20 protein-coding genes are annotated in these 25,839 nt (G+C 35.0%); 12 read left to right on the top strand and 8 right to left on the bottom strand.

All coding sequences use genetic code 11. The features are described 5' to 3' along the window. Nucleotides 1-27: 27 nt before the first annotated feature. Entirely contained in the window at nucleotides 28-843 is an 816-nt protein-coding gene (locus SP041_RS09965; RefSeq protein WP_081695454.1) for a polysaccharide pyruvyl transferase family protein, read from the top strand. Here SP041_RS09965 and SP041_RS09960 read toward each other — a convergent pair. From SP041_RS09960 to SP041_RS09945, 4 genes are read right to left on the bottom strand one after another with little or no spacing between them, the layout of a single operon-like run. Next, the gene (locus tag SP041_RS09960) at nucleotides 830-1,957 is read right to left on the bottom strand and encodes a glycosyltransferase family 4 protein (protein WP_025566079.1); all 1,128 of its coding nucleotides are present in this window, start codon (nucleotides 1,955-1,957) and stop codon (nucleotides 830-832) included. The genes SP041_RS09965 and SP041_RS09960 overlap by 14 nt on opposite strands. A 5-nt stretch (nucleotides 1,958-1,962) precedes the next feature. After that, a complete protein-coding gene (locus SP041_RS09955; RefSeq protein ID WP_025566078.1) occupies nucleotides 1,963-3,099 on the bottom strand; it encodes a glycosyltransferase in 1,137 nt (378 codons plus the stop codon). Continuing rightward, entirely contained in the window at nucleotides 3,100-5,001 is a 1,902-nt protein-coding gene (locus SP041_RS09950) for a methyltransferase domain-containing protein (protein ID WP_025566077.1), read from the bottom strand. Between the two features lie 10 nt (nucleotides 5,002-5,011). Then, nucleotides 5,012-6,064: a polysaccharide deacetylase family protein gene (locus SP041_RS09945; RefSeq protein ID WP_025566076.1), complete on the bottom strand. Its 1,053-nt coding sequence runs from the start codon at nucleotides 6,062-6,064 to the stop codon at nucleotides 5,012-5,014. Between the two features lie 365 nt (nucleotides 6,065-6,429). Here SP041_RS09945 and SP041_RS09940 point away from each other — a divergent pair, with 365 nt between their 5' ends. Both SP041_RS09940 and SP041_RS09935 read left to right on the top strand, forming a co-directional pair. After that, complete coding sequence (locus SP041_RS09940; protein WP_025566075.1) at nucleotides 6,430-7,935, top strand: EpsI domain-containing exosortase; 1,506 nt, start codon at nucleotides 6,430-6,432, stop codon at nucleotides 7,933-7,935. A 58-nt stretch (nucleotides 7,936-7,993) separates the two neighbouring features. After that, nucleotides 7,994-9,961, top strand: a complete 1,968-nt coding sequence (locus SP041_RS09935; protein ID WP_240791447.1) for an alginate lyase family protein — start codon at nucleotides 7,994-7,996, stop codon at nucleotides 9,959-9,961. A 91-nt stretch (nucleotides 9,962-10,052) separates the two neighbouring features. Here the strand turns inward: SP041_RS09935 and SP041_RS09930 are convergent, their stop codons facing one another. Further along, nucleotides 10,053-11,171 (bottom strand): GNAT family N-acetyltransferase, encoded by a 1,119-nt coding sequence (locus SP041_RS09930; RefSeq protein ID WP_025566073.1) that lies wholly within the window; start codon nucleotides 11,169-11,171, stop codon nucleotides 10,053-10,055. A 203-nt stretch (nucleotides 11,172-11,374) separates the two neighbouring features. Between SP041_RS09930 and SP041_RS09925 the strand changes: the two genes are divergently transcribed. Together SP041_RS09925 and tyrA are read left to right on the top strand one after the other, a co-directional pair. Then, nucleotides 11,375-12,442 carry a 3-deoxy-7-phosphoheptulonate synthase gene (locus SP041_RS09925; protein WP_025566072.1) on the top strand — a complete coding sequence of 356 codons (1,068 nt, stop codon included), beginning with the start codon at nucleotides 11,375-11,377 and terminating at the stop codon, nucleotides 12,440-12,442. Nucleotides 12,443-12,452: 10 nt separating this feature from the next. Further along, complete coding sequence (gene tyrA, locus SP041_RS09920) at nucleotides 12,453-13,580, top strand: bifunctional chorismate mutase/prephenate dehydrogenase (protein ID WP_037050809.1); 1,128 nt, start codon at nucleotides 12,453-12,455, stop codon at nucleotides 13,578-13,580. 161 nt (nucleotides 13,581-13,741) lie between these two features. Here the strand turns inward: tyrA and raiA are convergent, their stop codons facing one another. Further along, nucleotides 13,742-14,152, bottom strand: coding sequence for a ribosome-associated translation inhibitor RaiA (gene raiA / locus SP041_RS09915; RefSeq protein WP_025566070.1), 411 nt, complete (start codon nucleotides 14,150-14,152; stop codon nucleotides 13,742-13,744). A 390-nt stretch (nucleotides 14,153-14,542) separates the two neighbouring features. Between raiA and SP041_RS09910 the strand changes: the two genes are divergently transcribed. The 5 genes from SP041_RS09910 to SP041_RS09890 are packed head-to-tail and all read left to right on the top strand — an operon-like array spanning nucleotide 14,543 to nucleotide 21,982. Next, on the top strand, nucleotides 14,543-16,300 hold the full coding sequence (locus SP041_RS09910) for an extracellular solute-binding protein (RefSeq protein WP_240791446.1): 1,758 nt from the start codon (nucleotides 14,543-14,545) through the stop codon (nucleotides 16,298-16,300). Further along, nucleotides 16,300-17,382 carry a microcin C ABC transporter permease YejB gene (locus tag SP041_RS09905; protein WP_025566068.1) on the top strand — a complete coding sequence of 361 codons (1,083 nt, stop codon included), beginning with the start codon at nucleotides 16,300-16,302 and terminating at the stop codon, nucleotides 17,380-17,382. Before SP041_RS09910 ends, SP041_RS09905 begins: the two co-directional genes overlap by 1 nt. Before the next feature lie 26 nt (nucleotides 17,383-17,408). Next, nucleotides 17,409-18,431 (top strand): microcin C ABC transporter permease, encoded by a 1,023-nt coding sequence (locus SP041_RS09900; protein ID WP_025566067.1) that lies wholly within the window; start codon nucleotides 17,409-17,411, stop codon nucleotides 18,429-18,431. Continuing rightward, a complete protein-coding gene (locus SP041_RS09895; protein ID WP_025566066.1) occupies nucleotides 18,428-20,020 on the top strand; it encodes an ABC transporter ATP-binding protein in 1,593 nt (530 codons plus the stop codon). Before SP041_RS09900 ends, SP041_RS09895 begins: the two co-directional genes overlap by 4 nt. A 39-nt stretch (nucleotides 20,021-20,059) precedes the next feature. Further along, nucleotides 20,060-21,982, top strand: a complete 1,923-nt coding sequence (locus SP041_RS09890) for a transglycosylase SLT domain-containing protein (RefSeq protein WP_025566065.1) — start codon at nucleotides 20,060-20,062, stop codon at nucleotides 21,980-21,982. A gap of 163 nt (nucleotides 21,983-22,145) precedes the next feature. Here the strand turns inward: SP041_RS09890 and SP041_RS09885 are convergent, their stop codons facing one another. Next, the gene (locus SP041_RS09885) at nucleotides 22,146-22,595 is read right to left on the bottom strand and encodes a type IV pilin protein (protein WP_276607148.1); all 450 of its coding nucleotides are present in this window, start codon (nucleotides 22,593-22,595) and stop codon (nucleotides 22,146-22,148) included. A 417-nt stretch (nucleotides 22,596-23,012) separates the two neighbouring features. Further along, nucleotides 23,013-23,465 (bottom strand): transcriptional regulator ArgR, encoded by a 453-nt coding sequence (gene argR, locus SP041_RS09880; RefSeq protein ID WP_025566063.1) that lies wholly within the window; start codon nucleotides 23,463-23,465, stop codon nucleotides 23,013-23,015. Nucleotides 23,466-23,662: 197 nt separating this feature from the next. Here argR and SP041_RS09875 point away from each other — a divergent pair, with 197 nt between their 5' ends. Continuing rightward, nucleotides 23,663-24,415 carry a transporter substrate-binding domain-containing protein gene (locus SP041_RS09875; protein ID WP_051368662.1) on the top strand — a complete coding sequence of 251 codons (753 nt, stop codon included), beginning with the start codon at nucleotides 23,663-23,665 and terminating at the stop codon, nucleotides 24,413-24,415. A 169-nt stretch (nucleotides 24,416-24,584) separates the two neighbouring features. Then, the gene (mdh, locus tag SP041_RS09870; protein WP_025566061.1) at nucleotides 24,585-25,520 is read left to right on the top strand and encodes a malate dehydrogenase; all 936 of its coding nucleotides are present in this window, start codon (nucleotides 24,585-24,587) and stop codon (nucleotides 25,518-25,520) included. The last annotated feature ends 319 nt before the right edge of the window (nucleotides 25,521-25,839 follow it).

The following is a 25,839-nucleotide window of genomic DNA, read 5'->3' as shown; positions in this document are numbered from 1 at the left end:
ATTTAAATTTATCTGTACTAATGTGCGATGAAAGAAATATATGTGAAATGGTTCCAAAGAAAAAGTAAATTAGCATTATTTGGTATTAAGCCTAAAAATTTTGGTGATGATCTAAACCCTGTATTGATTGAAAAAATATCAGGTAAAAAGGCTGTTCGCTTAGATAAAATACCTAAAAAAAATCATAAGCCTTGTCATCTAGTTGTTGGTAGTATTTTACATTGGGCTGATGAAAATACGCTTGTTTGGGGAGCTGGTTTTGCTACAGAGGGCAGTAAAGTTATTACTCCGCCGTTAGATATTCATGCAGTAAGAGGACCATTATCAAGGCAAGAGCTAATAAAGTCAGGATTGAAATGCCCAGAGGTTTATGGTGATCCAGCTTTGTTACATAAACGTTTGTTTAATGTGTCGGCGACTAAAAAATATAAATTAGGTGTTATTGCTCATTATGCAGAAGCTAAAAATGTCTTTTTTAAAGAATGGTTAATGACCCAAGTGAACCATCTTGATGATGTTAAAATTATTAGTGTGGCGGATTCTGTTGATAATGTTATTCACCATATTAATGAATGTGATTATATTGCATCGAGTTCATTGCATGGAATTATAATTGCTGATAGTTATAATATACCTAATGTGCATGTTAATTTTAATGGGTTTGTTCCTCATACCCAATTTAAATTTTATGATTACTACCAATCAATAAATAAACGTTATTCTGGTCCATTTATTGTCGAAAGAGAAACGACAATAAGTAATATAATTGATCAGGCGAACGGTGATGAAATAAAAATAGATTTAGACTTATTGATGGAAAGTTGCCCTTTTATCGCAAATTGACCTTATTTAAATGATGTATGATTTCTTCATGCATCATCTTACCTGTGTTTTCCCACGTATAATTATCTTTAATTAAGCTGTAACCGGCTTCTCCATACTGTTTGCATTTTTCTGGGGAAGATAATAATTCGATAAGGCGAGAGGCAAGGCTCTTTATATCATCAGGGTTAACTGTATATCCACTTTTTCCTTCGCTAACAAAGTCCGGAATCGCGCCAATATTGGAAGCAATTACAGGTAACTTATTGCTAAAGGCTTCAATAAAAACAATACCAAATGGCTCTAATCTGGTTGGTAAACAAAATACGCTTGCTTGGCTATAAAATTGATTCACCTCATTTAAGGATACACGCCCTACAATAGTACAATTTTCTACGTTTATTTTAGGAGTACATCCTACAATTGTTAATGTAGCATTAGGTAAACTGCGTCTTACTATTTTAAATGCCTCAACTAATTGAGGACCTCCTTTTCTTTCCCATGCAACCCCTAAAAATAAAATATTCTGTCGGTTATAACGTGAGTCATTGTAGTTGTTTTTAGTTATTTTTGAGTTGCTGCCTACGTATACATTTTTTATTTGTTGTGGAGGACAATTATAATGTTCTGCCATAGAGCGAGAGACATGGTTACTCATTGTGAAATTGATAGTTGCATTAGTGTAAACACTTTTTTCAAGCTCAATCCACTTATTGGGATAAAGCTTATTAGGATTAAATGCGGGGTAATATTTATTGGCTAAATGCGTATGATCTGTGTACAGGAAATTAGGAATACCAGGAAAGCTTACATCAAAAAACGATTGAGTTTGAAATGTAAAAATATATTTTTTTTCTTGAATTAATTGATGTGCTCTTTTTCTCACTAAATTAAAGAAAAACTCAGTTCGGTAAACACTATCTATAAAGGTTCGTCTTTTAAGTAAATCAGGAATCAAATAATCTTTTGCACAAGATAACCAAAGCATAGGGTTTTTGATATTAATCAAGTCCTCCCATATATCAATAACTTCTAGTTCATATTCTGGGAAATTATTGATTAAAATGTCTTTTACTTTGTTATTTGTATGAGAAAAACTTCCCATTTTAAAAAATGCAATTTTTTTCTTTTCCATACTTATTACCTGCACATCGCATTTTTGTAAATATTACACATGTTTTCTGCTAGTTTTACTGAAGAGAACTTATTAATCATAACATTTCGCGCATTCTGAGAGAAAACCTGTAACTGAACTGGATCATTTAGAAGCTGATGCATATAGGCTGTTAGTGCTTTTATATCATCAAGCTCCACAATATAACCTGAATGCCCATGTTCGATAATTCGGTTATTATCTGATACGTTAGTTGCAATGCATGGAATACCACAAGCCATTGATTCAAGTACTACATTAGGTGTACCTTCAAACAGTGATGGCAATACAGTAAAGTCACACGCAGGGTATATTTCTTCAATATTATCTTTATTGCCTAAAAAAATAACATCTTCAGCAAAACTCGAGTTGGCAATTTCATTTTTAACGCGCTCAGTATAGTCGTCTGAACCGTGTAACCCTCCATGTAACATATCACCAACTAATAACAGCTTAAAGTGATTACCTTTTTGTTTTAGTTGTTCTAAAGCTGCAATTAAAAAAGGATGATTCTTTTGTAGTTTAAAGCTTGCAAACATCCCTATTAATTTAGTGTTTATATCAATGCCTAAGTTCTCTCTGATATGCTTTTTATCACTTATATTAAATCTAGTTGTATCAACCCCGTTATAAACCACATGGTACTTATTTTTAGGTTGTTGTGTCTGACTGGCATTATAATCTGCGCCACTTTGAGAGTTAGCTATAATATCTGAAACTAAGTTTTTGGTAATAAAGTAAGCCTTTTTCTGTATTGGTTTTAAAGTATAATTGGCATTTCTTTCGGAGCCAATCACTGCAACTCCTGTATTAGAAAGCTTGGCCGCCAATCGTGATGCAATTTCAGCATCAAATAAATAACTATGGATAACATCAAAACGTTGCTTTCTGATTAATTTAGTCAATTTAAAAACGACAGAAAAGTCAAACTTACTCTTCTTATGTATGATATGCAAAGACGTTCCTTGCTTGAATTGTTCAGTAAGTGGAGTGTAATTAGATAAAGAACAAACGTGTAATTCAAATTTATTCCTATCTACATTATTCACTAATTCAACGATCTGACGTTGTGCACCACCAAATTCCATATTACTAATGACAATTAATACTTTTATTTTTTCCATTTACTGGCTCTTTTTTTCTATTTTATTTGCTAGAACTATTGTTGAATGAGCTAAATATTTAGCTAAGAAACTTTGTGGTATTAGCTTTTCATTTAACTTTTCACATAATGAAATGTTGAGATGCATATTAACTAGTTTAGGATTTAAAAAACCGTAACTAAAGTAGTTGATATTTTGAATTAAAAAGCCGTTTTTTTCTAAATCATTAAACAACTCATCCACTTTCCATTGCTTATGATATTCTTGCTCAGTGATGTGGTTTGAAGTACTGAAAATTCTCTTTATAGGTCTGATAATTTTTTTACCAAAAGTTCGTAGTTTTCTGAAAATAGAGTGTTGGTTTGGTACAGATAATATTAATTTACCATCGATTTTTATTACTCTGTTAAATTCTGAAAATGCTCTTTGGTATTGTGGAATGTATTCCACTGTACCTAAGGAGACAAGTACTTCTGCAGATTCGCTATCAAATGGTAAAGATGTTGCGTCTGCGACCTGGAAATTTATGTTATGAGAGTCTATATTTTTAGCGTGGTTTATCATTTCTTCAGCAAAATCAACCGCTAGGACTTTTGCTCCTGTTATTTTCTGAAATATACGTGTTGCATCGCCCGTCCCGCATCCTACGTCTATTAATGTATTTTCTTTGCATAATTGTATTGAATCTAGATATTGACTAGCAAACTTAGATCTCACTTGTAAATCTAAATGGGATATAGAAGATCCTTCGTGATTATAATAATCAGCCCAATTTATACTCATTTCATTAAAGTGTTGTTGTGTTCTTGCGTTATACGATAACTTTAAAAATTCTTTTTCAAATTGTTTTTGTACCATTTCCATTTCATGGTTTTTTAAATAATACTGGTAGCTGTTTTGAGAGCATTGTAACCAATAATTTTGATCTTCTAGTAAGTTTTTAATGGCAGCTATTAATTGCTGTTGTTCTGAGGATGAAAATCCCAGTTTATTGTTGGTGATTACATTATCTGGGTCGACTGTGCTAATAACTGGGACCCCATAACTCCAAGCTTCTAAAAAAGTATTTGGGAAACCTTCGTAGAAAGATGTGTTTAATAAAGCTGAAGCTCCTTTATAAACACTTGGCATATTTTCTCGGCTTATTTTTCCTAGGAACTTAATGTTTTTTAGAGCATCAGCCCTTGGAAGAATATTATTGGTATATTTAGCATTATGATTATCAGGGCCGACAACTTCAAAGGAAATATGAGGCAAAGCCTCTGCAATATCAATTAGCCATTCTATGCGCTTTACTTGTTGAATTCTTCCTACCCAGATTATTTTCTTTGCTGAAAATTGTTGCTCGGGGATTGCTTGACCTTTTGGGGGGGTTGAAGGCATTGGAATGACTTTAGAGTCTAATTGGAAATTATTTTTTAATAATTCTAATTGTTTATAAGTTTGACATATAATTTGATTAGCATTTTTCAACCCATATAAAAATAGAAACCTATCTCTTTTAGTTTGTAATTTAGGAAAATTTTTCTCGCAATCAGCATCACTTGCTACAGTATAAATAAACGCTTTATTATTGGTTTTTGCCCAAAATGCCACCTGACCTGTTACATATTCAGCACAGTTATGATAATAAAGCTCTGCATCCGCTTGTTTCAGTGCTTTAATTAAAGAGCTCCAGCGTGGAGTAAAAAATCGTAAAATTGGAAAGCCATCTTTTACATTACATAGTTTTATTATTTTTATTTTATTGACGACTTGAACTTTTTCTCCTCCTTCATCCCAAGTTATAACTGTGACGTCATGCCCATTATTAACTAACCATTCACTTAATAAAGCGGTTTGCCTTTCAACTCCACCAATATGCCCTGAATCTTCGCCAGTTAAAGCCCCATAAGCATAATGTGCAACGATGCATATTTTCATAAAACAATAATTATCCTAAAATAGTATTTTGAAGAGACAGTCTAAGTGCAGATATCTTATACAAAATCTTATGTTGATTTGTACCTGTAGGGAGATTCATGCGTTTGAATTGTATCATGTTATCACCAACTTTATTAAGTCCAGGCTCTGTGGTTAAAGCACATTGATAGTATTTTTTTACTAAGGTTTCTGCTGTATCTTTACAACTGTTATCTGGGTAGCAAAATGTGTTGCAGGCTAGCTGTAATTTATATTCTATTGTTCGTTTTGAATGGGATAATTCAACGTCTATGTCATTCTCATTTAGTAGCCCTATACGAGCATGGTTAATTGTATGGCTACCTATTTCGAAATTAAATTTTTCAGTCGCGCTTTTAAGTTCTTTCCATGATGCTATTTGTGCATAAATATCGTCATTAATAACGTCTTTTAAGGCTTTACCTGTGTGCATCTCTATCGATGTTGATAATGTATCTAAATAATTGCGCATTATTTTATCGTCATTGAATTGCAATTTTATCCGACGACGAAAGTCGCTATAACTTGTAGTTAGCCTTTTACGAGAAGTACAATCAAACATAAACGATTCACCAAGAATTTGAGTTGAAAAATCATCTTCTTTAATTTGTTGTAATGCATAATCTAGCCTATCGAACCAAAAGGGGATATTTTTTTCTGTATGTTCAGAAGAAACAAAAATAGTCGGATGAATATTAAACTTTGAAAAAATAGGTCCTGCAGCTTTGATATTATTTAAATACCCATCATCTAAAGTGATTACTAGCGCATTATTAATAGGTTTTATTTCTTCTTTAAGTATTTTATTGGCTGTTGATAAAGATATAAATTGGTATCTTTCGCTTAACGTTGAGAGTGTAAATGTTAGTTCATCGGTGTTATGTTGAACTCGAAGAGGTTGCCATGAACTTGAATTAATATCGCTGCTTTTTACGATACTATGGGCATAAAGAATAGTGATCTTTTTGCGATGAATGTAATGGAATAATGAAAAAATACCAAGGTTAAAAATAAGTTTTAAAATTATAGACTTCAGTGTAGGCATTTTTTGTTAGCTGTACTACAGCCCCTTTTATTTGGTTTATGATGAAAATAATATCTTTTTATCATTAAATTCACAATGTTTAAGACTTTAGCTTAGACATTGCTGTTAAAAAATATAGAATCATATTTCCAATTTATAACTAATCTAATCCATTAGTTTTGTGTTTATGACAATATTTTTTCTTCTAACCTGATATTTTAACAACCCCTGACTTGTCGAAAAAGATGCATGATAAAGCTAAAAAATTAGCGCTTGATTTATACCATTCAGAGCGTGTCGCAGAAAGAACAGTCGCAGTCTATAAAGAAATATTGATGTAGTTTGATGCAGTATTACAGTCATTAATTGGCTAAAAGGATAGTATTTTGTTTAAGCGTATTTCAGAACATTTTTTATTTATTGCTTCTTTGATTTTACTGTCAACGGTTAACGTATCAGTATTATTGAGCATTTTTGATGAATGGAATAGTGATGGACCTTACAGCCACGGTTTTTTAGGCATTCTAGTTGTTTGCTATGTCTTTTATTTACAGCGTAAAAATCTAACTACTATCGCTTTATCTAAACAACAATACGGTTTTGGTTTATGTTGTTTAGTGGCGAGTCTCCTGATTGCATTAGTTGCTCAACTATCTAGCATTCAACAGTTACAACAGCTAGCTTTTTTCAGTTCAATGCTGTCTTTAATTTTCTGTTTTTATGGTTGGAGTGTTGTTAAGTCTTTCTTTGTGCCTTTATTGATGTTGCTACTTATTTTACCTGTTTGGAACGTTTTACAGTTTCCTTTGCGAGAGTTATCGACACAAGCAGGGCAGTGGGGGCCTGAGTTAATTGGTATTGCCGTAGATCGCGATCATTTTAGATTATCTACCGCTGGTGGGATGTTTGATGTTGAGCCTGCTTGTTCTGGTTTAGGTTTCTTTATGGTGTCTGCTTTGTTGGCTTTCTGCGTTGGGTATTTCAATAAATTAAGTATTAAAAAAACACTTTGGTTTTTGTTCATTTGTTTGGCTATTGCGATTATAGCCAATTGGTTACGTATCATTATTATCATTGTGGTGGGTACTTACACTGAAATGAATCACTTTATTGTGCATGATCATCTAACCTTCGGTTGGATTGTTTTTGCTATTTGTTTATTGCCGCTTATTTATATCGCACGCACCTATTTTGATGACTCTCAAAAAGAGACGAATCAAAGCATTGCTAATCGAACAAATGAAACATTAGATGCTACATCTTCCCCAGTGAATAAAAGTAATAAACCTCAAACTATAGCGACTTTTTCTATTTTAGTTTTATTCGTTGGCGCTTCGTATTGGATCCCTTCTCGATATGACGAAAACTACGCATTAACAATACCTAATGTAAAAAACTATGAGATGGTGAGTAGTGATAAAAGCTATAGCCCCAATTGGAAGCCTTATTCTCAAGGGGCTACTAAAGAGCGCTTCTTTTATTACACTAAGGACGCATTAGGCTTTCAAGTTTATCTTGCTGACTATATTAAACAGGAACAAGCAAGTGAGATGATTTATGTGGAAAATTATCTTTTTAATAAGCAGTTTTGGGATCGAGTTGAAGATAAAAAATTAGCCCTATTAAATAGTCAAAACCTACAAGAAACTAATTTTTTACTTTTAAAAAAATCTTCTCATCGATATCGAATGATAGCTTCTTGGTATGTCATTAATGGTGTACTAACAAGTGATAAAAAAATAGCTAAATTGGCTGAAGTGAAATCTGCATTACAAGGGCAACCTGGCGCAACACTGGTTGCCGTTAGCCTTGATTTTGATGGTAAAGATATAGCAGCTGCTGAAATGCAATTAAGTGAATTTGTTTATGCTTACCTTCATCCATCTGAATAATAATTTGCGAGACTAAATAATTATGCAATCTCTTACTTGGTATATTAAACGAATTCAAATGATGTCTGTTAGCGAGATCAAATGGCGAGTGACTTCCTTAAGTGATGCTTGGATTGAACGAGCACGGGTTCAACTTAATAAAGTACCTAAAGCTGAATTTGTTGATTCCTATGATGCTGAATCTAGCTTTAAACCTGGGTTTAGTGTTTTTGAAGGGCAAGTCGATCATTATGACGAACAGTGGTTAACGCCTTTACTCACTCAAGCTGAGTCTATTATGGAGCATAAGCTTAGTTATTTTGATTTAAAAGATCACCATTTAGAGTCGCCTATTAATTGGCATAAAGATCATAGTGCAGGTATTTATTCAAAACTTGGGCATATACTTTCAGTTAATTATCGTGATTTTGAAAATAATGGCGATTGTAAATTAGTATGGGAACCAAATCGTCATCATCAGATGGTGGTGTTAGCGCGAGCATATAAGGTATCTGGTGATATTAAATACGCACAAGCAGCCGTAGAGCAAATGACGCATTGGTTAGATGAAAACCCATACGGTAAAGGGATGAATTGGCGTAGCCCATTAGAGTTGGCTATTCGCCTAATTAGCTGGGTATGGACAATCGATTTAATCAAAGATTCTGGATTATTTACTGGTAATTTTAAAGATCGATTATTAGAAAGTGTTTTTTTGCATTGTCGTGATGTGAGTGGGAAGTTTTCACAAGGTACTTCTGCAAATAATCATTTAGTGGGCGAAGCCGCAGGCGTTTATATTGCTGCTTGTTACTTTTCAATGCTTAAAGATGCCAAGCAATGGCAAGAGCAAAGTAAGAAAGTATTAGAAAAAGAGATACAAGCACAAACCTTTGCTGACGGCTGTACTAAAGAACATGCTTTTAGCTATCAGTTCTTTGTATTTCAATTTTACTTATTAACTGGTTTAACGGGGAAATGGAGTGATGATTCGTTTTCTCCTGCTTATTGGCAAACGCTTAATCGTTTAAGTCATTTTATTGCAACGATTGCAGAAGGCGGTCAACATTACCCTATGTTAGGCGATCAAGATGATGGTTACGTTTTAGATCTTGGTGACCATGTGCATGATATCAATGCGCTGTGTGATGTAGTGAGTCATTTATATGATGACACCATCTTTACACAAGGTTTAAAGCAAATAAGTGAGTCTTCATTTTGGCTGTTTAATAACAGACAACAACCTATTAATCAGATTAACCCAAATGAAAGAGAATTAAGCCCCGTTGCCTTTACGGACTCTGGGTATTATCTGTTACAAGCGGGTAAATTGAGTGATAAAAACCAGGCCAGTATTTTAATGGATGTCGCTGAATTAGGTTATACAGCAATCGCTGCTCATGGTCATGCTGATGCATTGAGTTGTGTTGTTCGTATTAATCAACAGGATTTATTTGTTGATACGGGCACTTATGATTACTTTAGCTTTCCACAATGGCGTAACCATTTCCGAAAAACGAGAGCACATAATACTATCGAGATTGATGGTCTTGACCAATCTGTAATGACAGGGCCCTTTATGTGGGAGTCACATGCTCAGTCTGTATGTTCAGTTTGGTCTCCTACTGAGTTTGGCGGTAAAATCATCGCTGAGCATGACGGTTACAAACGTTTAGGCTCTCCAGTAAATCATCAACGTAGTATCGATTTAGATGTACAGCAAAAACAAATCAATATTGTAGATACCTTAACAACACAAGGTCAGCATGACGCTGTTATTTATTTCCACTTTTCAGAAGATTGTCAAAATATAGAAATCAAAGAAGGGATTTGTACTTTGACGTTAGCTGATAATTTGGTAGTTATTAAATTACCTGAAAAAATGCAAGCGACGTTAATCAGAGGTGAAGTGTCAGATGATCAACAAACACCGTCATTAGGGTGGTTGAGTCGCGGATATCATCAAAAAGTGCCGATTACTACCTTAGCGTTATCTGCACATATCAGTGAAAATAAAGAGTTCATTACCGCTATCTCTTGGAGTTAGTGTTTACTTATAAGTGTGAAAGCTAATTTGAAAGATTAGACATTTTTAAACGTTAAATATTAATAAAGTGGCTAAAAGTGCCTTTCAAATACTACATCTTTTGAGGTTTAAAATATTTACCCGTTGGCCAAATAGTCATTAATGTAAACAATACGTTTTTGATTTTATTTGGCCAAATAAGTAAATTTTGACCTTCTCGTTTTTGTGCTAACCAACGTCTTTTATGATTAGTATATACGCCTAAAAAGTCATAATCGCTGAGTTGTTCTTTTAAACATTGCTGAAAAACATGATAACGTAAAACTTGCCCCACACCATTCTGAAAATCAGCATTAAACCCTTCTTGCAATGCAAAAAACTGACCTTGGTAAACGTAACCGATTTGCATTGCTTGTGTGACACCTTCACATTGTAATTTGGCTAATCGTAACCAACCTTGCTGCAGTGCTTTAACTGCAAAGTCTTGATAAAAAGCGGCCATCTCAGGGCGTCTTTCAAATGAACCTTGTAAGCCTACGTTTTGCCAACGTAAATTATGTAATTCAAATAATCGATTTAACTCTTTTTCAAGTAATGACGGATCATCACAAAAGCTCACCTGCCAATCACCTTGTCGGCTTAAATAATTTTGTGTTTGCTTTATGTTGGTACGCAAGCTTTTAGATAGCGAAGGCAATACTTGTTCTGATACGTTTTTGAGTTCAGTATTCGCAAATTCTACAACGCGAGATTTCATATTTAGCTGTGGCGTCTTTTGCAGTGAAGTCAGTAACGTTTCTCCTCCTTTACTCCAGCTGGCTACGTTACTATACCAAATAAGATCCCACTGTGATGCTTGATCGCTAGTTAATAAGGTTGACCACAATAAAGCTTTTAATTGAATTGTCTGTTCTTGTTTGACGATGAAATTAGAATATTCAGAGCCGATACCTTGATCTCCAGCAAACCTTAATACTTGATAAGTAAAAAATTTGAATAAACGATAAGGCTGAATATAAAAGGGGGCAATAGCGACAACTTGCTGTGCTTGTTTTAGTACCACAAAAAATGGCTTGGTATCAGGTGAACAAGTCTTCTTCCAACTCTCTATCCATTGCCATGTTAAGAAAATATTATCTGCATCAGATTGTTGTAATAAAGGGTTCCAATCTTCCTTTAGTTTTTCTATTTCAGACCATGACGTCATAATATGGGGAGTAATTGTCTGCATCTTGATATTAAACACCTTTGGTTATGAACGTTAGTAGAGATAACTAAATAAACGATTTCTGTGCTTTATTGTAAAACAAAGCGCGATAATTTAGGTGTTAATTTGATTAAAACTGCATTTATTTAACCACTATCGCTTAATCGCATGATCTATTATTTTGCTATGCTATTATGTTTTCACTATTAATTGTCAATGAGAGTAAAATGACTACGCAAACAAATGAAAATATCCACATCGAATCAGAAACCGTTTTAATCACACCTGCAGAGCTTAAAGCGTCTTTGCCCGCTTCTGATAGTGTGTATCAATTCATTAACGAATCTCGTCAAACTATATCTAATATCGTGCACAAAAAAGACCCTCGTTTTTTAGTGATCTGCGGTCCTTGTTCAATTCATGATATCGAAGCTGCTAAAGATTATGCAACGCGTTTGAAAGAGTTACGTGATCAATATAAAGATACTTTATATATTGTAATGCGAGTTTATTTTGAAAAACCACGTACCACTGTTGGTTGGAAAGGTTTAATTAATGACCCTCATATGGATGATTCATTCGATATCGAAACAGGTCTTAAAAGAGCACGTGAATTATTGTTATGGATTGCTGAATTAGGCTTACCTATTGCTACTGAAGCATTAGACCCAATTAGCCCACAATACATCGGTGATTTATTTAGTTGGGCTGCGATTGGTGCTCGTACGACAGAATCTCAAACCCACCGTGAAATGGCGAGTGGCTTATCAATGCCAGTTGGCTTTAAAAACGGAACTGACGGTAGCCTATCTACTGCAGTTAATGCAATGCAATCAGCTTCTGCACCACATCGTTTTATGGGCATTAACCAAGCTGGGCAAAGTGCTTTATTACAAACTGCTGGTAATAAAGATGGTCACGTTATTTTACGTGGCGGCGGCGGTAAACCAAACTACGATTCAATCAATGTCGCATTAGCTGAGCAAGCTTTAGTTAAAGCTAAAATGGAAAGCATTCTTATTGTTGATTGTAGTCATGAGAACTCTAATAAGAATCATGAACTACAACCATTAGTAGCAAAAAATGTATTCCGCCAAGTAGTTGATGGCAATACATCTATCATCGGTATTATGCTAGAAAGTCATATTAATGCGGGTAATCAACCTGCGTCATTACCTGCTGATAAACTGCAATACGGTATGTCAGTAACGGATGCGTGTATTGATTGGCAAACTACCTGTGAATTATTAGAGCAAGCGGCCGTATTATTAAAAGATACTGTCCAGAACAAATAAGAAGTAAATTATGCCTTTAAGTAAATTAAGAGATCAGATTGATGCTGTAGACCAGCAAATAATTGATTTATTAGCAGAGCGTTTACGCCTAGTAGGTGAAGTCGGCGAAGTGAAAACTAAGCATGGTTTGCCTATTTATGTGCCTGAACGTGAAGCTGCGATGTTAGCTAAGCGCCGTGAAGAAGCTGAAAAGAAAGGCGTACCTGCAAACCTAATTGAAGATATCTTACGTCGTACTATGCGTGAATCTTATGCTAGTGAAAATGAGACAGGTTTCAAAACAGTTAACCCTGCGATGAAACGTATTGTTATTATTGGTGGTAATGGTTTATTAGGTCAGCGTTTTGTTGAAATGTTTAAATTATCTGGTTATGACGTCGATATTTTAGGTCGTGCAAACTGGGATCAAGCTGAAGCTATTTGTAGTAAAGCTGGGTTAGTTATTGTTGGTTCGCCAATCGATGTGACTGTTGATGTGATTAAGCAACTTACTTTCTTACCTGAAGATTGTATTTTAACCGATATCACTAGCATCAAAGATGCTCCTTTAACTGAGATGTTAGCGGTACATAAAGGTCCTGTCGTCGGTTTACACCCTATGTTTGGTCCTGATATCTCAAGCTTTGCAAAACAAGTTATTGTTTACTGTGATGGACGTAATCCTGAAAAGTACCAATGGTTAATTGATCAAATGAAAATTTGGGGCGCCCATTTATACCCAGTGGCAGCACCAACGCATGATGAGTCAATGACCTTGATTCAAGCATTACGTCACTTTACGAGCTTTGTTTACGGTGTGCATTTACAAGAAGTCGATGCAGACTTAGAACAGTTGTTAGACCTAAGCTCGCCTATTTATCGCTTAGAACTAGCAATGGTAGGGCGTTTATTTGCACAAGAGCCAGCTTTATATGCTGACATTATCTTATCGCAAAAAAATAACCTAACCATGATAAAGCGTTACCATAAACACTTTGCTGATGCGATTGAACTGTTAGAAAACAACAATCGTGAAGAGTTTATTGCTCGCTTTAAGTCTGTGACGAATTGGATGGGAGATTACTCGGAGTTATTCTTAAATGAAAGTCGAGTAATGTTGCAACAAGTGCATGACAATCGCCATTATGAAGAGAAGTAATCTATTTATTTAGTGCTTTGTAAGGGCACTAAATAACTACTTTCTCAAAGGCAGATTTTCGTAAAAGGCAGGATCAAAAAAGGAGGTTATTAACCTCCTTTTTTCTTTACGAGCAGTTATTTATAAACCGTTATCTAAGTGCTCTAGTGAGTAGCAAATGGCTAAGCCACAAACTCTTTATTTAATTTGATTTCAGCATCTGATTCAATTTCAATTTCTGGCTCTTCAATAGCCTCTCCTGAAATTTCTCCGTTACGACATAAGTCTTTACCATTATTCTTGGCACGGTTTGCTTCATCTTTATGGGTATGTTTATTTAGCTGACGTTCGATTTTTGAGAATAACTGATTGATTCCCACATATAAGTCATCATGCTCAGCATGAGCAAAAACTTTACCGTTTGGAACGCCAATAGTACCTTCTATTTTTACGCCTTTAGGTTCTTTAGTGATAATGAAATGGGGATTGATTAATGAAATTTGAAGTTTCTGTAGTTTCTCGAAACGTTCTTCTACTTTTGCGCGCATTGTGTCTGTGATAGTAATTTGTTTGCTAGTAATTTCAATTCTCATATAGGACACCTTTTTGTTATACACTTTATCGTGTTCATTAATAGATTAGGCTTTTCGAAGTGATTTACAAGTGATATAGATCACATTAATAAAGCCTTTTACATAAACAGATTTATTTCTTGAGCTAGCTATATTTTCTTTAAAATATTTCAACTTTTACTTGTTGAATGCCAATAATTAGTCCATTTTAGTAGTGATAAGTTCCGTGTTTTTTATTACTTCCTCTTTATATCTCCTTTTTATATTTAAAAACCTTTTATTAACCTAAGCATTTGTTATCTTTAGTTCTCTTCTGTTTTTTAATTTTAAGTCTGATTGAGTTTTACTATGATGAATATAATTAAGTGTATACGTCTTTTGATATTTTGCGCTCTACTACCAATAAGTTTTTTGGCGAATAGTGAATCTTGGCGTGATGCCATTAGTATGTATGGCGATCTTAAGTATAAAAATAATTTTAAGCACTTTGCCTATGCCAATCCAGATGCGCCTAAGGGAGGGGCTTTCAAACAAGCGAGTGTAGGGAGTTTTGACTCATTAAACCCTTTTATTGTAAAGGGTAATGCCGCGGCTGGTATTACACGTATTTACGATACGTTATTAGAACAATCTACCGATGAACCTTTTAGTTTATATGGGTTAATTGCTGACAAAATAAAAGTCGCAGATGATTATAGTGCTGTTAGTTTTTTAATTAACTCTAATGCAAAATTTCATGACGGTGTAGCGGTGACTGCTGATGATGTTAAGTTTAGTTTTGATTTGTTGGTAGATGAAGGTGCCCCTCACTTTCGCTCATATTATTCAGGGGTTGAAGAAGTCACGGTAGATTCATTATTGAAAGTGACTTTTCATTTTAAAGAAATCGGTAATCGTGAATTGCCCCTAATTATTGGGCAAATCCCTATTTTACCAAAGCACTTTTGGAAGGGAAAAGAGTTTGCTAAAAGTGGTTTGGTGATTCCATTAGGGTCTGGTCCATACCAAGTAAAAAGCTTTGATGCAGGTAAGCAAATTGTATATGAGCGAGTAGTTGATTATTGGGCAAAAGATATTGGGGTGAATAAAGGACGCCATAATTTTGACCAAATCATTATTGATTATTATCGTGATGATGCTGTTGCATTTGAAGCGTTTAAATCCGGTGCTTTTGATTACCGATTCGAAAGCTCCTCAAAGCGTTGGTCGACCGGTTATGTTGGCGAGCAATTTAAGACTAATGACATTATATTAGAGACCATTGCGGATAAAAATCCTCAAGGCATGCAAGGCTTTTGGTTTAATTTACGTCGAGACAAATTTAAAGATCCTAAAGTACGTGAAGCGATCTCATTATTGTTTGATTTTGAATGGGCTAACAAAACTTTGTTTTATGGCGCTTATACACGCATAGATAGTTTTTATTCTGGATCTGAATTATCAACGGAAATAGATATAAGCGAAGCAGAAAAGAAAATATTATTGCCTTATAAAGATCGGCTTCCAGCATCTGTTTTTAAGCCGATAGAAAGTAATAAAACATCGGGTAATGGCAATGTAAGAGAACAAATGCGACAAGCGGTTACATTATTATCAGAGGCAGGATACGAGTTAAAAAACAGTAAAATGCAAAATAAACAGGGTGAGCAATTAAACTTTGAATTTTTATTATATAGCAAAGACTTTGAACGGGTTATTCATCCATTTCGTCGTAACCTTCAACGGATAGGCATTAAAACTGATATTCGTTTGGTCGATGTGTCTCAATTTATTAATCGATTAAATAATTTTGAGTTCGATATGTTGTCATTACGTAAAGGTCAGTCAATTTCACCTGGCAATGAGCAAGCTTCTTTTTGGGGCTGTGATACTGCTAATCAGGTCGGCACTTCCAATTGGGCTGGGATTTGTTCTCCGGTTATTGATGAATTAACGAAACAATTAATAACCGCATCAACGCGAGAGCAGTTAGTGAATGTAACTAAAGCATTAGATCGTGTTTTATTATCTGAACATATAGTGATCCCTCAATGGTACTTACCCGCTTATCGTATTGCGTATTGGGATAAGTTCTCTCGACCTAAAGTGTCGCCTTATTATGATATAGGCTTAGATACTTGGTGGAGTACACAATCAGAAAAATCAGTTACTGAACAAGAGAGTCAATAATGCATCAATATATTTTAAAGAGGCTGTTACTGATTATTCCAACCTTAATTGGCATCATGACGCTCAACTTTTTTATTGTCCAAGTCGCACCAGGCGGCCCTGTTGAACAAGCTATTGCCAAATATCAAGGTATTGATTCTGAAGCGACGTCTCGTGTGACGTCGAGTACGAGTAGTGAGATAAAACAAGGCTCAAATAGTGGTAGTCAATATCGTGGTGCACAGGGAGTCGACCCTGAATATATTACCACGCTAGAGAAGTTGTATGGCTTTGATAAACCTCTCGTAGAACGTTACTTTTCAATGCTATGGCGTTATATTAACTTTGATTTTGGTGATAGTTTTTACCGAGATAAGAGCGTAATTGATTTGATTTACGAAAAAATGCCTGTGTCTATTTCTTTAGGTTTATGGACGACGTTACTCGCCTATTTAATTTCTATTCCGTTAGGCATTAAAAAAGCCACGGCGCATGGTACTAAATTTGATGTTTGGACTAGTACAATTGTTACTGTTGGTTATGCTATTCCTGCCTTTATTTTCGCGATTATTTTAGTGGTGTTATTTGCTGGTGGATCTTATGTTAGTTGGTTTCCATTACGAGGTTTAACGTCTGACAACTTTGACCAATTAACTTTATTTGGGCAAATAAAAGATTATTTTTGGCATTTAGTTTTACCGATATTAGCAAGTGTACTAGCAAGCTTTGCAACACTCACCATGTTAACTAAAAACTCCTTTCTAGATGAAATCAATAAACAATACGTCATTACCGCGCGGGCTAAAGGTTGTTCAAAAAATCGTGTTTTATATGGTCATATTTTCCGTAATGCAATGTTATTAGTTTTAGCTGGTTTACCTGCGGCATTAATTGGTATTTTCTTTACTGGCTCGATGTTGATTGAAGTTATTTTCTCATTAGATGGGTTAGGTTTACTGAGTTTTGAATCAGTAATAACGCGAGACTACCCGGTTATTTTTGGTTCTCTTTATATCTTTACGTTAGTTGGTTTAGTGCTTAAGTTAATCAGTGATGTTACCTATACCTTAATCGATCCACGCATTACATTCGAGGGTCAATAATGTCGTTATTACTTACTTGGCAACGCATCAAAAAAAATCCAAGCAACCATCAACGATGGGCACAGTTTAAAGCGAATAAACGCGGTTATTATTCGTTATGGATTTTTAGCATTTTATTTTTACTCAGTTTAATCGGGGAAGCATGGGTAAATGACAAGCCAATTATGGTGTCTTATCAATCGAATTGGTATTTCCCAATTGTACAAGATATTCCGGAAGATCAATTGGGCGGTGATTTTGATATCAACACGGATTATCGAGACCCTTATATGGTCCTACAAATTAATAAAGAAGGGTGGATGATTTGGCCGCTCATTCCATTTTATTACGATTCCATTAATTATGAATTAACCAGTGCAGCACCTTCGGCGCCAGATGCAGTGAATTGGTTAGGTACAGATGACCAAGGGCGAGATGTAGTTGCTCGTTTAGTGTATGGGTTTCGTATCTCAGTTGTTTTTGCATTATCGCTCACCATAGTAAGTTCAATTATTGGTGTTATTGTCGGCGCCATACAAGGTTATTATGGCGGTAAAATTGATTTAATTGGTCAACGTTTACTAGAAATATGGGAAGGGCTGCCAATGCTCTTTATGTTGATTATTTTAGCGAGTTTTGTAGAGCCTACCTTCACTTGGTTATTGGGGTTAATGATTCTCTTTAGTTGGCCTAGTTTAGTCAGCGTGGTACGTGCTGAGTTTTTGCGTGGACGCCATTTAGAATATGTAAAAGCAGCAAAAGCGTTAGGTGTAAAAGACAGTAAAATTATGTTCAAACATATTCTCCCTAATGCAATGATTGCAACCTTAACCTTCATGCCTTATTTATTTACTGGTGCATTAACCACGTTAACGTCATTGGACTTTTTAGGGTTTGGGTTACCGTTGGGCTCAGCTTCTTTAGGTGAAATGATTTCCCAAGGTAAAGAAAACTTACATGCGCCTTGGTTAGCGATTACTGCTTTTATCTCTTTATCGAGTATTTTAGTGTTATTAGTCTTTATTGGAGAAGCCGCGCGTGATGCTTTTGACCCGAGGAAAACATTATGAGTGAACAGTCGTGTCTTTTAAAAGTCGATAATTTAGCGGTCAGCTTTGCAGAGCAAAATATCTTATCTGGTGTTAGCTTTAGTTTAGAGCAAGGTAAAACATTAGCTATTGTTGGTGAAAGTGGATCTGGAAAATCATTGACGGCACTCTCAATACTGCAATTATTACCTTACCCACATGCACATCATCCTAGTGGTGATATTATCTTTGAAGGTGAGTCTCTGATGGGGAAGTCAGATGCTGTCTTAGAAGCGGTTCGCGGTAATAAAATAAGTATGATTTTTCAAGAACCAATGACGTCGTTAAATCCATTGCATAGTATTGAAAAACAGATCGAAGAAACGTTGTTATTACATAAAGGGTTAATGGGTAAAAAGGCACAATTACGTACCCTTGAGTTATTAGAGTTAGTGGGGATAGACAGTCCTGCTTCACGTTTAAAAGCTTATCCTCATGAATTATCTGGAGGGCAACGTCAACGTGTCATGATTGCGATGGCACTTGCTAATGAACCTAATCTATTAATTGCTGACGAACCAACAACGGCTTTAGATGCAACGATTCAAAAACAAATTTTGACGTTATTGAAATCATTACAGCAACGTTTAAATATGGCGATTTTGTTGATCACTCATGACCTTAATATTGTTCAGCAATTTTCGGATCATGTATTAGTGATGTGTAAAGGTCAGCAAGTGGAGTATCAAGCAACACAGGCGCTTTTTGATTCACCTGACCACCAATATACTAAGAAATTGTTAAAGGCGGTTCCAACAGGGGAAATGGCATCTCTCGTTGATCCTAAAGTGATTCTTGAAGCAGAAAATATGAATGTAAGCTTTCCTGTCAAAAAGAATTTTTGGGGGAAAACAACAAAATCATTAGATGTGGTGAAAAATGTTTCATTAAAAATACATGAAGCAGAAACGTTAGCGTTAGTGGGTGAAAGTGGCTCAGGGAAAAGTACTTTAGCCCAAGCATTATTACATTTGAATAAGCATACTGGTCAGGTTGTCTATCTAGGTCAAAGCATTAATGGGCTAGCAAAAGATGATTTACAAGCACTTCGTCAGGAGTTGCAAATTGTATTTCAAGATCCTTACGCCAGCTTGAGCCCGAGAATGTCAGTGCAAGATATCATTGCAGAAGGTGTACATGTATTTAATACCGATAAAGCCTTAAGTGACCAAGATATTAATGAGCAAGTTTCACAGGTACTGATTAAAGTTGGTTTAGATGAAAGTGCCGCTAATCGATACCCGCACCAATTTTCAGGCGGGCAGCGGCAGCGAATTGCTATTGCAAGAGCCTTGATATTAAAACCAAAGCTTATTGTATTAGATGAACCAACATCAGCCTTAGATAGAAGTATTCAAAAACAAATTATTGAATTATTAAAAGCATTACAAAAAGAATTTTCATTAAGCTATTTATTTATCAGTCATGACTTATCAGTGGTTAAAGCGGTGAGTCATCGAGTGCTGGTAATGAAGGCGGGTGAAATAGTTGAACAAGGTTTTACTTCAACTATATTTGAAAATGCACAGCATCCTTATACACAAGAGTTGCTATCATCGACCATTTTATGAAATGATGTTTAAATTATCTATTATTTACATTGGGATGTTATGAGAAAATTAATTTTAGGGTGCTTGTTGTTTTCTGCATCAAGCATAAGTAGTGCATTAAGTTTAGATGTTCAACGTGAAATTTTCACTGAAACTTTAGATTTACAAGAGAAAAAAGAATGGCAAAAAGCCAATCAGAATATTGAAAAAATAACTGATTATCCGCTCGCTTATATTGCAGAATATAATTATTTAAAAGCGAATATTAATGAAGTTAATGATCAAACTGTTTTAAACTTTATCGATAGTAATAAAGGTAAAGTGGTTACGGATGATTTACAACGTACTTATTTGTTTTCGCTTTCGAGACAGAAAAATTGGTCACAATTCTTAACTGCTTTCCCTAGAATGCCAAATAATAAAACATTGAAATGTCATTATTTACAAGCTTCTATTGCAACAGGGAAAAGCCAGCAAGCTTGGTCTGATGCTCAAAAATACTGGTTATCTAGTACCTCTCTGCCTAATGCTTGTGATGATGTATTCGTGTTTTATCAAAATGATAAACAATTAACGAAACAAGATGTATGGCAACGCTTCCAATTAGCTTATGTAAAAAACAAACAGGGTTTAATGCGTTTCTTGATTGCTAGAATGGATAAGAAAACAGCCGCAGTAGCTACTGAGTTATATGAGCTTCAACAAAATCCAAAAAATGTATTAGATAGTCAATTATTTTCTTCTCGTAAAGCAGATAGCTTTGGTTTTTTAGTGCCAACGATTCAACGTTTAGCAAAGATTGATATTGATTTAGCGATGAAAGCTTATACTAAATTTGATAAGAAAGTACCTTTCACTGCTGCTGAGAATAAACGTATTAAAACACAATTTGCTAGCGTTATTGTGCAGCGTAATAAAAGTAAATATTTCTCATGGTTAGATAAAGAGCTAGGCGCCTTAGGTAATGTGTCATTAATCGAACAACGTATTCGTTATGCGATTAAACGTGAAGATTGGAATAATATTAAGTTTTGGATTTCTCAATTACCTAAAACAGAACGTAATTCATCAGCATGGAAATACTGGCAAGCGCGTGTTTTAGAGCAAGCTGGTGAGGCAGATAAAGCTAAAGTGTTGTACCAACAAGTAGCAAAAAATCGTAACTTCCATGGTTTTATGGCTTCTCAAAAGTTAGGCGTGAATTTCTCACTTAATGAACAAATTATTAAAGAAGAAATTGATGGGTTAAGTGCCTTAAAAGGTGATTTAGCCGTTATTAAAGAGATGTTATTTCACAACCTAAATAAACAAGCGAAAGGGCAGTGGTACCGTATTCTTAGTAAGCAAAGCGTAGCGAAACAACAGCAATTAGGGTTGTATGCTTTTAATAATAACTGGCCGTACTTATCTGTATTAGCAAGTATTAGCTCTAAAAGCTGGAATGCACTTGGTATTCGTTTCCCTAATGCTAAAAAAGAGTTATTTGTTGGTGCAGCGAAACAATACAATATAGAAGAAACGTATATTTATGCGATTACGCGTAGAGAAAGTAGTTTTGATCAACATGCTAAATCACCAGTTGGAGCAAGTGGTTATATGCAATTAATGCCTAAAACCGCAGAAGAAACGGCTAAAAAAATTGGGTTAACGTCGTACAAAGATATTTCTCAGCTTGACCAAGGTGAAATTAATGTTCAATTAGGTGCTGGATACTTTAATGAGTTATTAGAGCGTTATAGCGGGAATCGAGTATTAGCCACTGCCGCTTATAATGCGGGTCCTCATCGAGTAGATAGATGGGTTAGCGCAGGGAAGAAAAAAGGCAATAAAGGTATCGAAATTGATAGTTGGGTAGACACTATTCCTTTTTATGAAACTCGTGCTTATGTACAAAATGTATTAGCTTACAATGTTATTTATCAGCATGTCTTAGGCAAGCCTTTAACGTTTCTTAAAAATGAAGAATTACTGGGTGAATATTAAGCTTTAGGTAAAGATTACGACTAGCTAATAATGGTTACCTCTGAATATACTAAGCCGCTAATCGGTAATCGGTAATAAAGAATAAAGAATAAAGAATAAAGAAGTAACCAATAAAAATGTTTTTTGTTGTGCATGGTAGATAGCCTTGTTTTATAGAGACTCTCTATTGATGCCAGCAAAAAGCATTGTCTTCACTACCATCACTTGTTTTAACATTATTTTGATTGATAAATAGCGTCTTACATGGCGTTTTATCATTATTTTGAGAACTGTTCACGTTAGCTACTGCTTTCATCACGTAGGTATGAGCGGCGCTAGAAACAATACTAAATGTATAATATTGGTTATTTGAAGGTAAGCCTGCAGAGCTTGGGGTACTAATATAAATCGGATGCATAATACGGTAGCTACTTTGCTCTATCTGAGCTTTTATCAGTTCACTTTGCGCATCGCCTCGTCGTGTTGCTATCACAAAGTTTTGGTAAGAAGGGTAAGCAATACCTGCTAATATGGCGATAATGGCAAGGCAAATCAGCAATTCAACTAACGTAAAACCACGCAGTTTATTCATTCCAATATCTAATCTATTCACATTAATGATTAATTCATTCATTTCTGCCTCACTTTTTATTTCGCTTTAACTTTTTATTCACTTTTGCTCATTAAATAAATAATTAAATATTGGTATCTGATTGCTTATTTTAATATGCGGGATCAATTCATTATTTAATGAGAGCTATTGTTAATGATAGTTAAGTGCCGTTAAGTATAGAAAAGCATTTCTAAATATCATTGTTTAGAGTGTCTTATTTAGACTACATTTTTTTACATCGCATTTTTAAACAACATTATTTAAGTCATATTGTTTTAAATGGAATTTTAAATGTTGTTAAAATACAGATGGATAGCGTTAACTATTGATATTATTAGAATAGATTGGGCGAAGTAATCAGTAAGAGAGCGTTACAACTAGCTCTCATATCACTGGTATATTGGATTAATGCGGAAGAGGTTTAATGTTGTAGACGAATTAATCAAATAGTTTATGTACAACAGCTAATGTTGCTTCGATCTCTCGAGTATTACTCGGCGCGATATAAATAGTATCATCGCCTGCGATAGTGCCTAATATCCCTTCTGCTTTACCCATTGAGTCTAATAAGCGGGCTATTAACTGTGCTGCGCCTGGACTAGTGCGAATAACGATTAAGCTATCATTTCTGTCTATATCTACCACTAAGTTTTTAAGTGGGCTGGTGGTTGCTGGAATACCTAACTCTGCAGGTAAACAATACACCATTTCACCCGTTGCATTACGTGTTCTAACTGCACCTGTTTTACTTAACATGCGCGACACTTTAGATTGGTTAATATGCGTAAACCCAGCTTCTATTAGAGCATCGACTATCTCGCTCTGTGAGCTTAAATGTTCTTTTTTAAGTAAGCATTTAAAGAAGTCCATTAGTTCAGAAGTCTGTCGCATTTGTGATCCTATATATAAATTATTATAAAGCTCGTATCTTAATCTAAATCATCGTTACGTTAATAGATTAAATGTCACTTTTTTTGCATATTTATTCGTTTTACTGCAAATAATGGTATTTATATAAGCATCGCTACTTTCTTTAATGTAGTTCTGCTAAAATTTGAATGAAATTTATATTATCAGGATGATTCATTATGATTTCTTTTTCTCGTCAAATTGCGTTTCTTTGCCTCTTATTATCAACGTCATTGAGTGCAAATACATCAAAGCAATTACAAGTAACGTTTGCTACGGATGCTAATTATTTTCCTTTTGAATACTTATCTGATGATAAACAAATTCAAGGTTTTGACATCGATATTGCTAAGGCTATTTGCGAGCAAGCTAATCTACAATGTAGTTTTGAACATCACCGTTTTGATGGCTTATTATTAACCTTACCTTTTGGGCGTTATGATGCTGTCATTGCTGCTTTGGATATCACCAGTGAACGATTAGAGAAAGTCGATTTTAGTGATAGCTACTATAAAGTGCCGCCAGTATTTATTAGTAAAGAACAACTGCAGGGAAAGTTTTCATTAGAGGGAAAATTTATTGGGGTTCAAGCTAACACCTCAAATCAAAATTATCTTATTAAATTTGCTAAAGAAAATAGCTATATCGTGCCTTATTATTCATCTCAAGCGGCTTTAAATGATTTGAAGCAAGCGCGAATTGATGCTGTATTTGCTGACTTTGCCGTTATCAATAATTTTTTAAGTAAACAAGAAGACAACTCATTAGTGATTAGTAGAACAGAAGCGGTATTTGTTGAACAGTTTTCTAAAGGTTATGGTATTGCCGTTAAGAAAAATAATCATGTTTTACGTGACCGTTTAAACCTTGGTTTGAAGCTAATTGTTGAAAATGGTACTTATGCAAAGATCTTTCAGGAATACTTCCCTTAAAATAGTTATTAAAGCGACTCACAAAGTAGTGGTAATCAGTCCTTAAAATAAGCTACTATTTTACATTCATCACAATTATTTAACATTTTTCACACATGCGTATTTATTCACTTTAGAATGCATACGGTTATTCTTAAATACTTAAAATTTTATTTCATTGGAGAAAAATATGAAAGTTGCTGTTCTTGGTGCTGCAGGTGGTATTGGTCAAGCGTTGTCATTATTATTAAAAACTCAACTACCAGCTGGTTCTGAATTAGCATTATATGACGTTGCTCCAGTTGTTCCTGGTGTTGCTGTTGATTTATCTCACATCCCAACCGCTGTTAAAGTTGAAGGTTTTGGTGCTGACGCGTTAGGTGCTGCATTAACGGGTGCTGATATCGTAATCATCCCAGCGGGTATGCCACGTAAGCCAGGCATGGATCGTGCTGATTTATTCGCAGTTAATGCTGGTATTATCAAAACATTAGCTGAAGGCATTGTTGCTAACTGTCCTAAAGCATTAGTTGGTGTTATTACTAACCCTGTAAACGGAACTGTTCCAATTGTTGCTGAAGTGTTTAAAAAAGCAGGTACTTACGATAAAAACCGTGTATTTGGTGTTACAACACTTGATGTTATCCGTAGTGAAGCGTTTGTTGCTGAACTTAAAGGTCTAAACGTTGCTGAAGTTAAAGTGCCAGTTATTGGTGGCCACTCAGGTACAACTATTTTACCGCTTCTTTCTCAAGTTGAAGGCGTAACTTTCTCTGATGAAGAAGTTGCTGCACTAACTCCACGTATCCAGAATGCGGGCACTGAAGTTGTAAATGCTAAAGCGGGTGGCGGTTCTGCTACATTATCTATGGGTGCTGCTGCTGCTCGTTTTTGTCTATCTTTAGTTAAAGGTATTCAAGGTGAAGACGTTGTTGATTACGCATACGTAGACGTTGCTGATGGCGATGCTGCTTTCTTCGCTCATCCAGTACGTCTAGGTGTTAACGGTGTTGTTGAAATTTTATCATACGGTAAATTATCAGCTTTTGAAGAAAAAGCGAAAAACGATATGTTAGCAACACTTAACAAAGACATCCAAGAAGGTGTTGATTTTATAAATAGCTAATCTACTTTTAGCTTTTTTGTAAATTATTGATAAGGTCAGCTATGCTGGCCTTTTTTGTGTCTATAATTAACTGGACATTTTTTATACCAATTTAATTAAATATGTGGTCTATTTAAGTATTATACCAATCACACTAATTAACTGATCTATTTTACTGGTTAAAATAACTTATTTCTTCGTTGTAAATTTCGTAAAGGGAACAACCTATGTGGACTCCCCTGTGTCAACAACAAAATTAATAACTAAGAATAAAGCGCTCACTTATGTACGAGCTCTCATTGAGTAGCTAACTCAGGCTCTCTGATATTTACGCGCACAA

The organism is Psychromonas sp. SP041, assembly GCF_000470315.2.
Lineage (GTDB): Bacteria > Pseudomonadota > Gammaproteobacteria > Enterobacterales > Psychromonadaceae > Psychromonas.
This window is presented reverse-complemented; position numbering and strand designations above follow the sequence as displayed.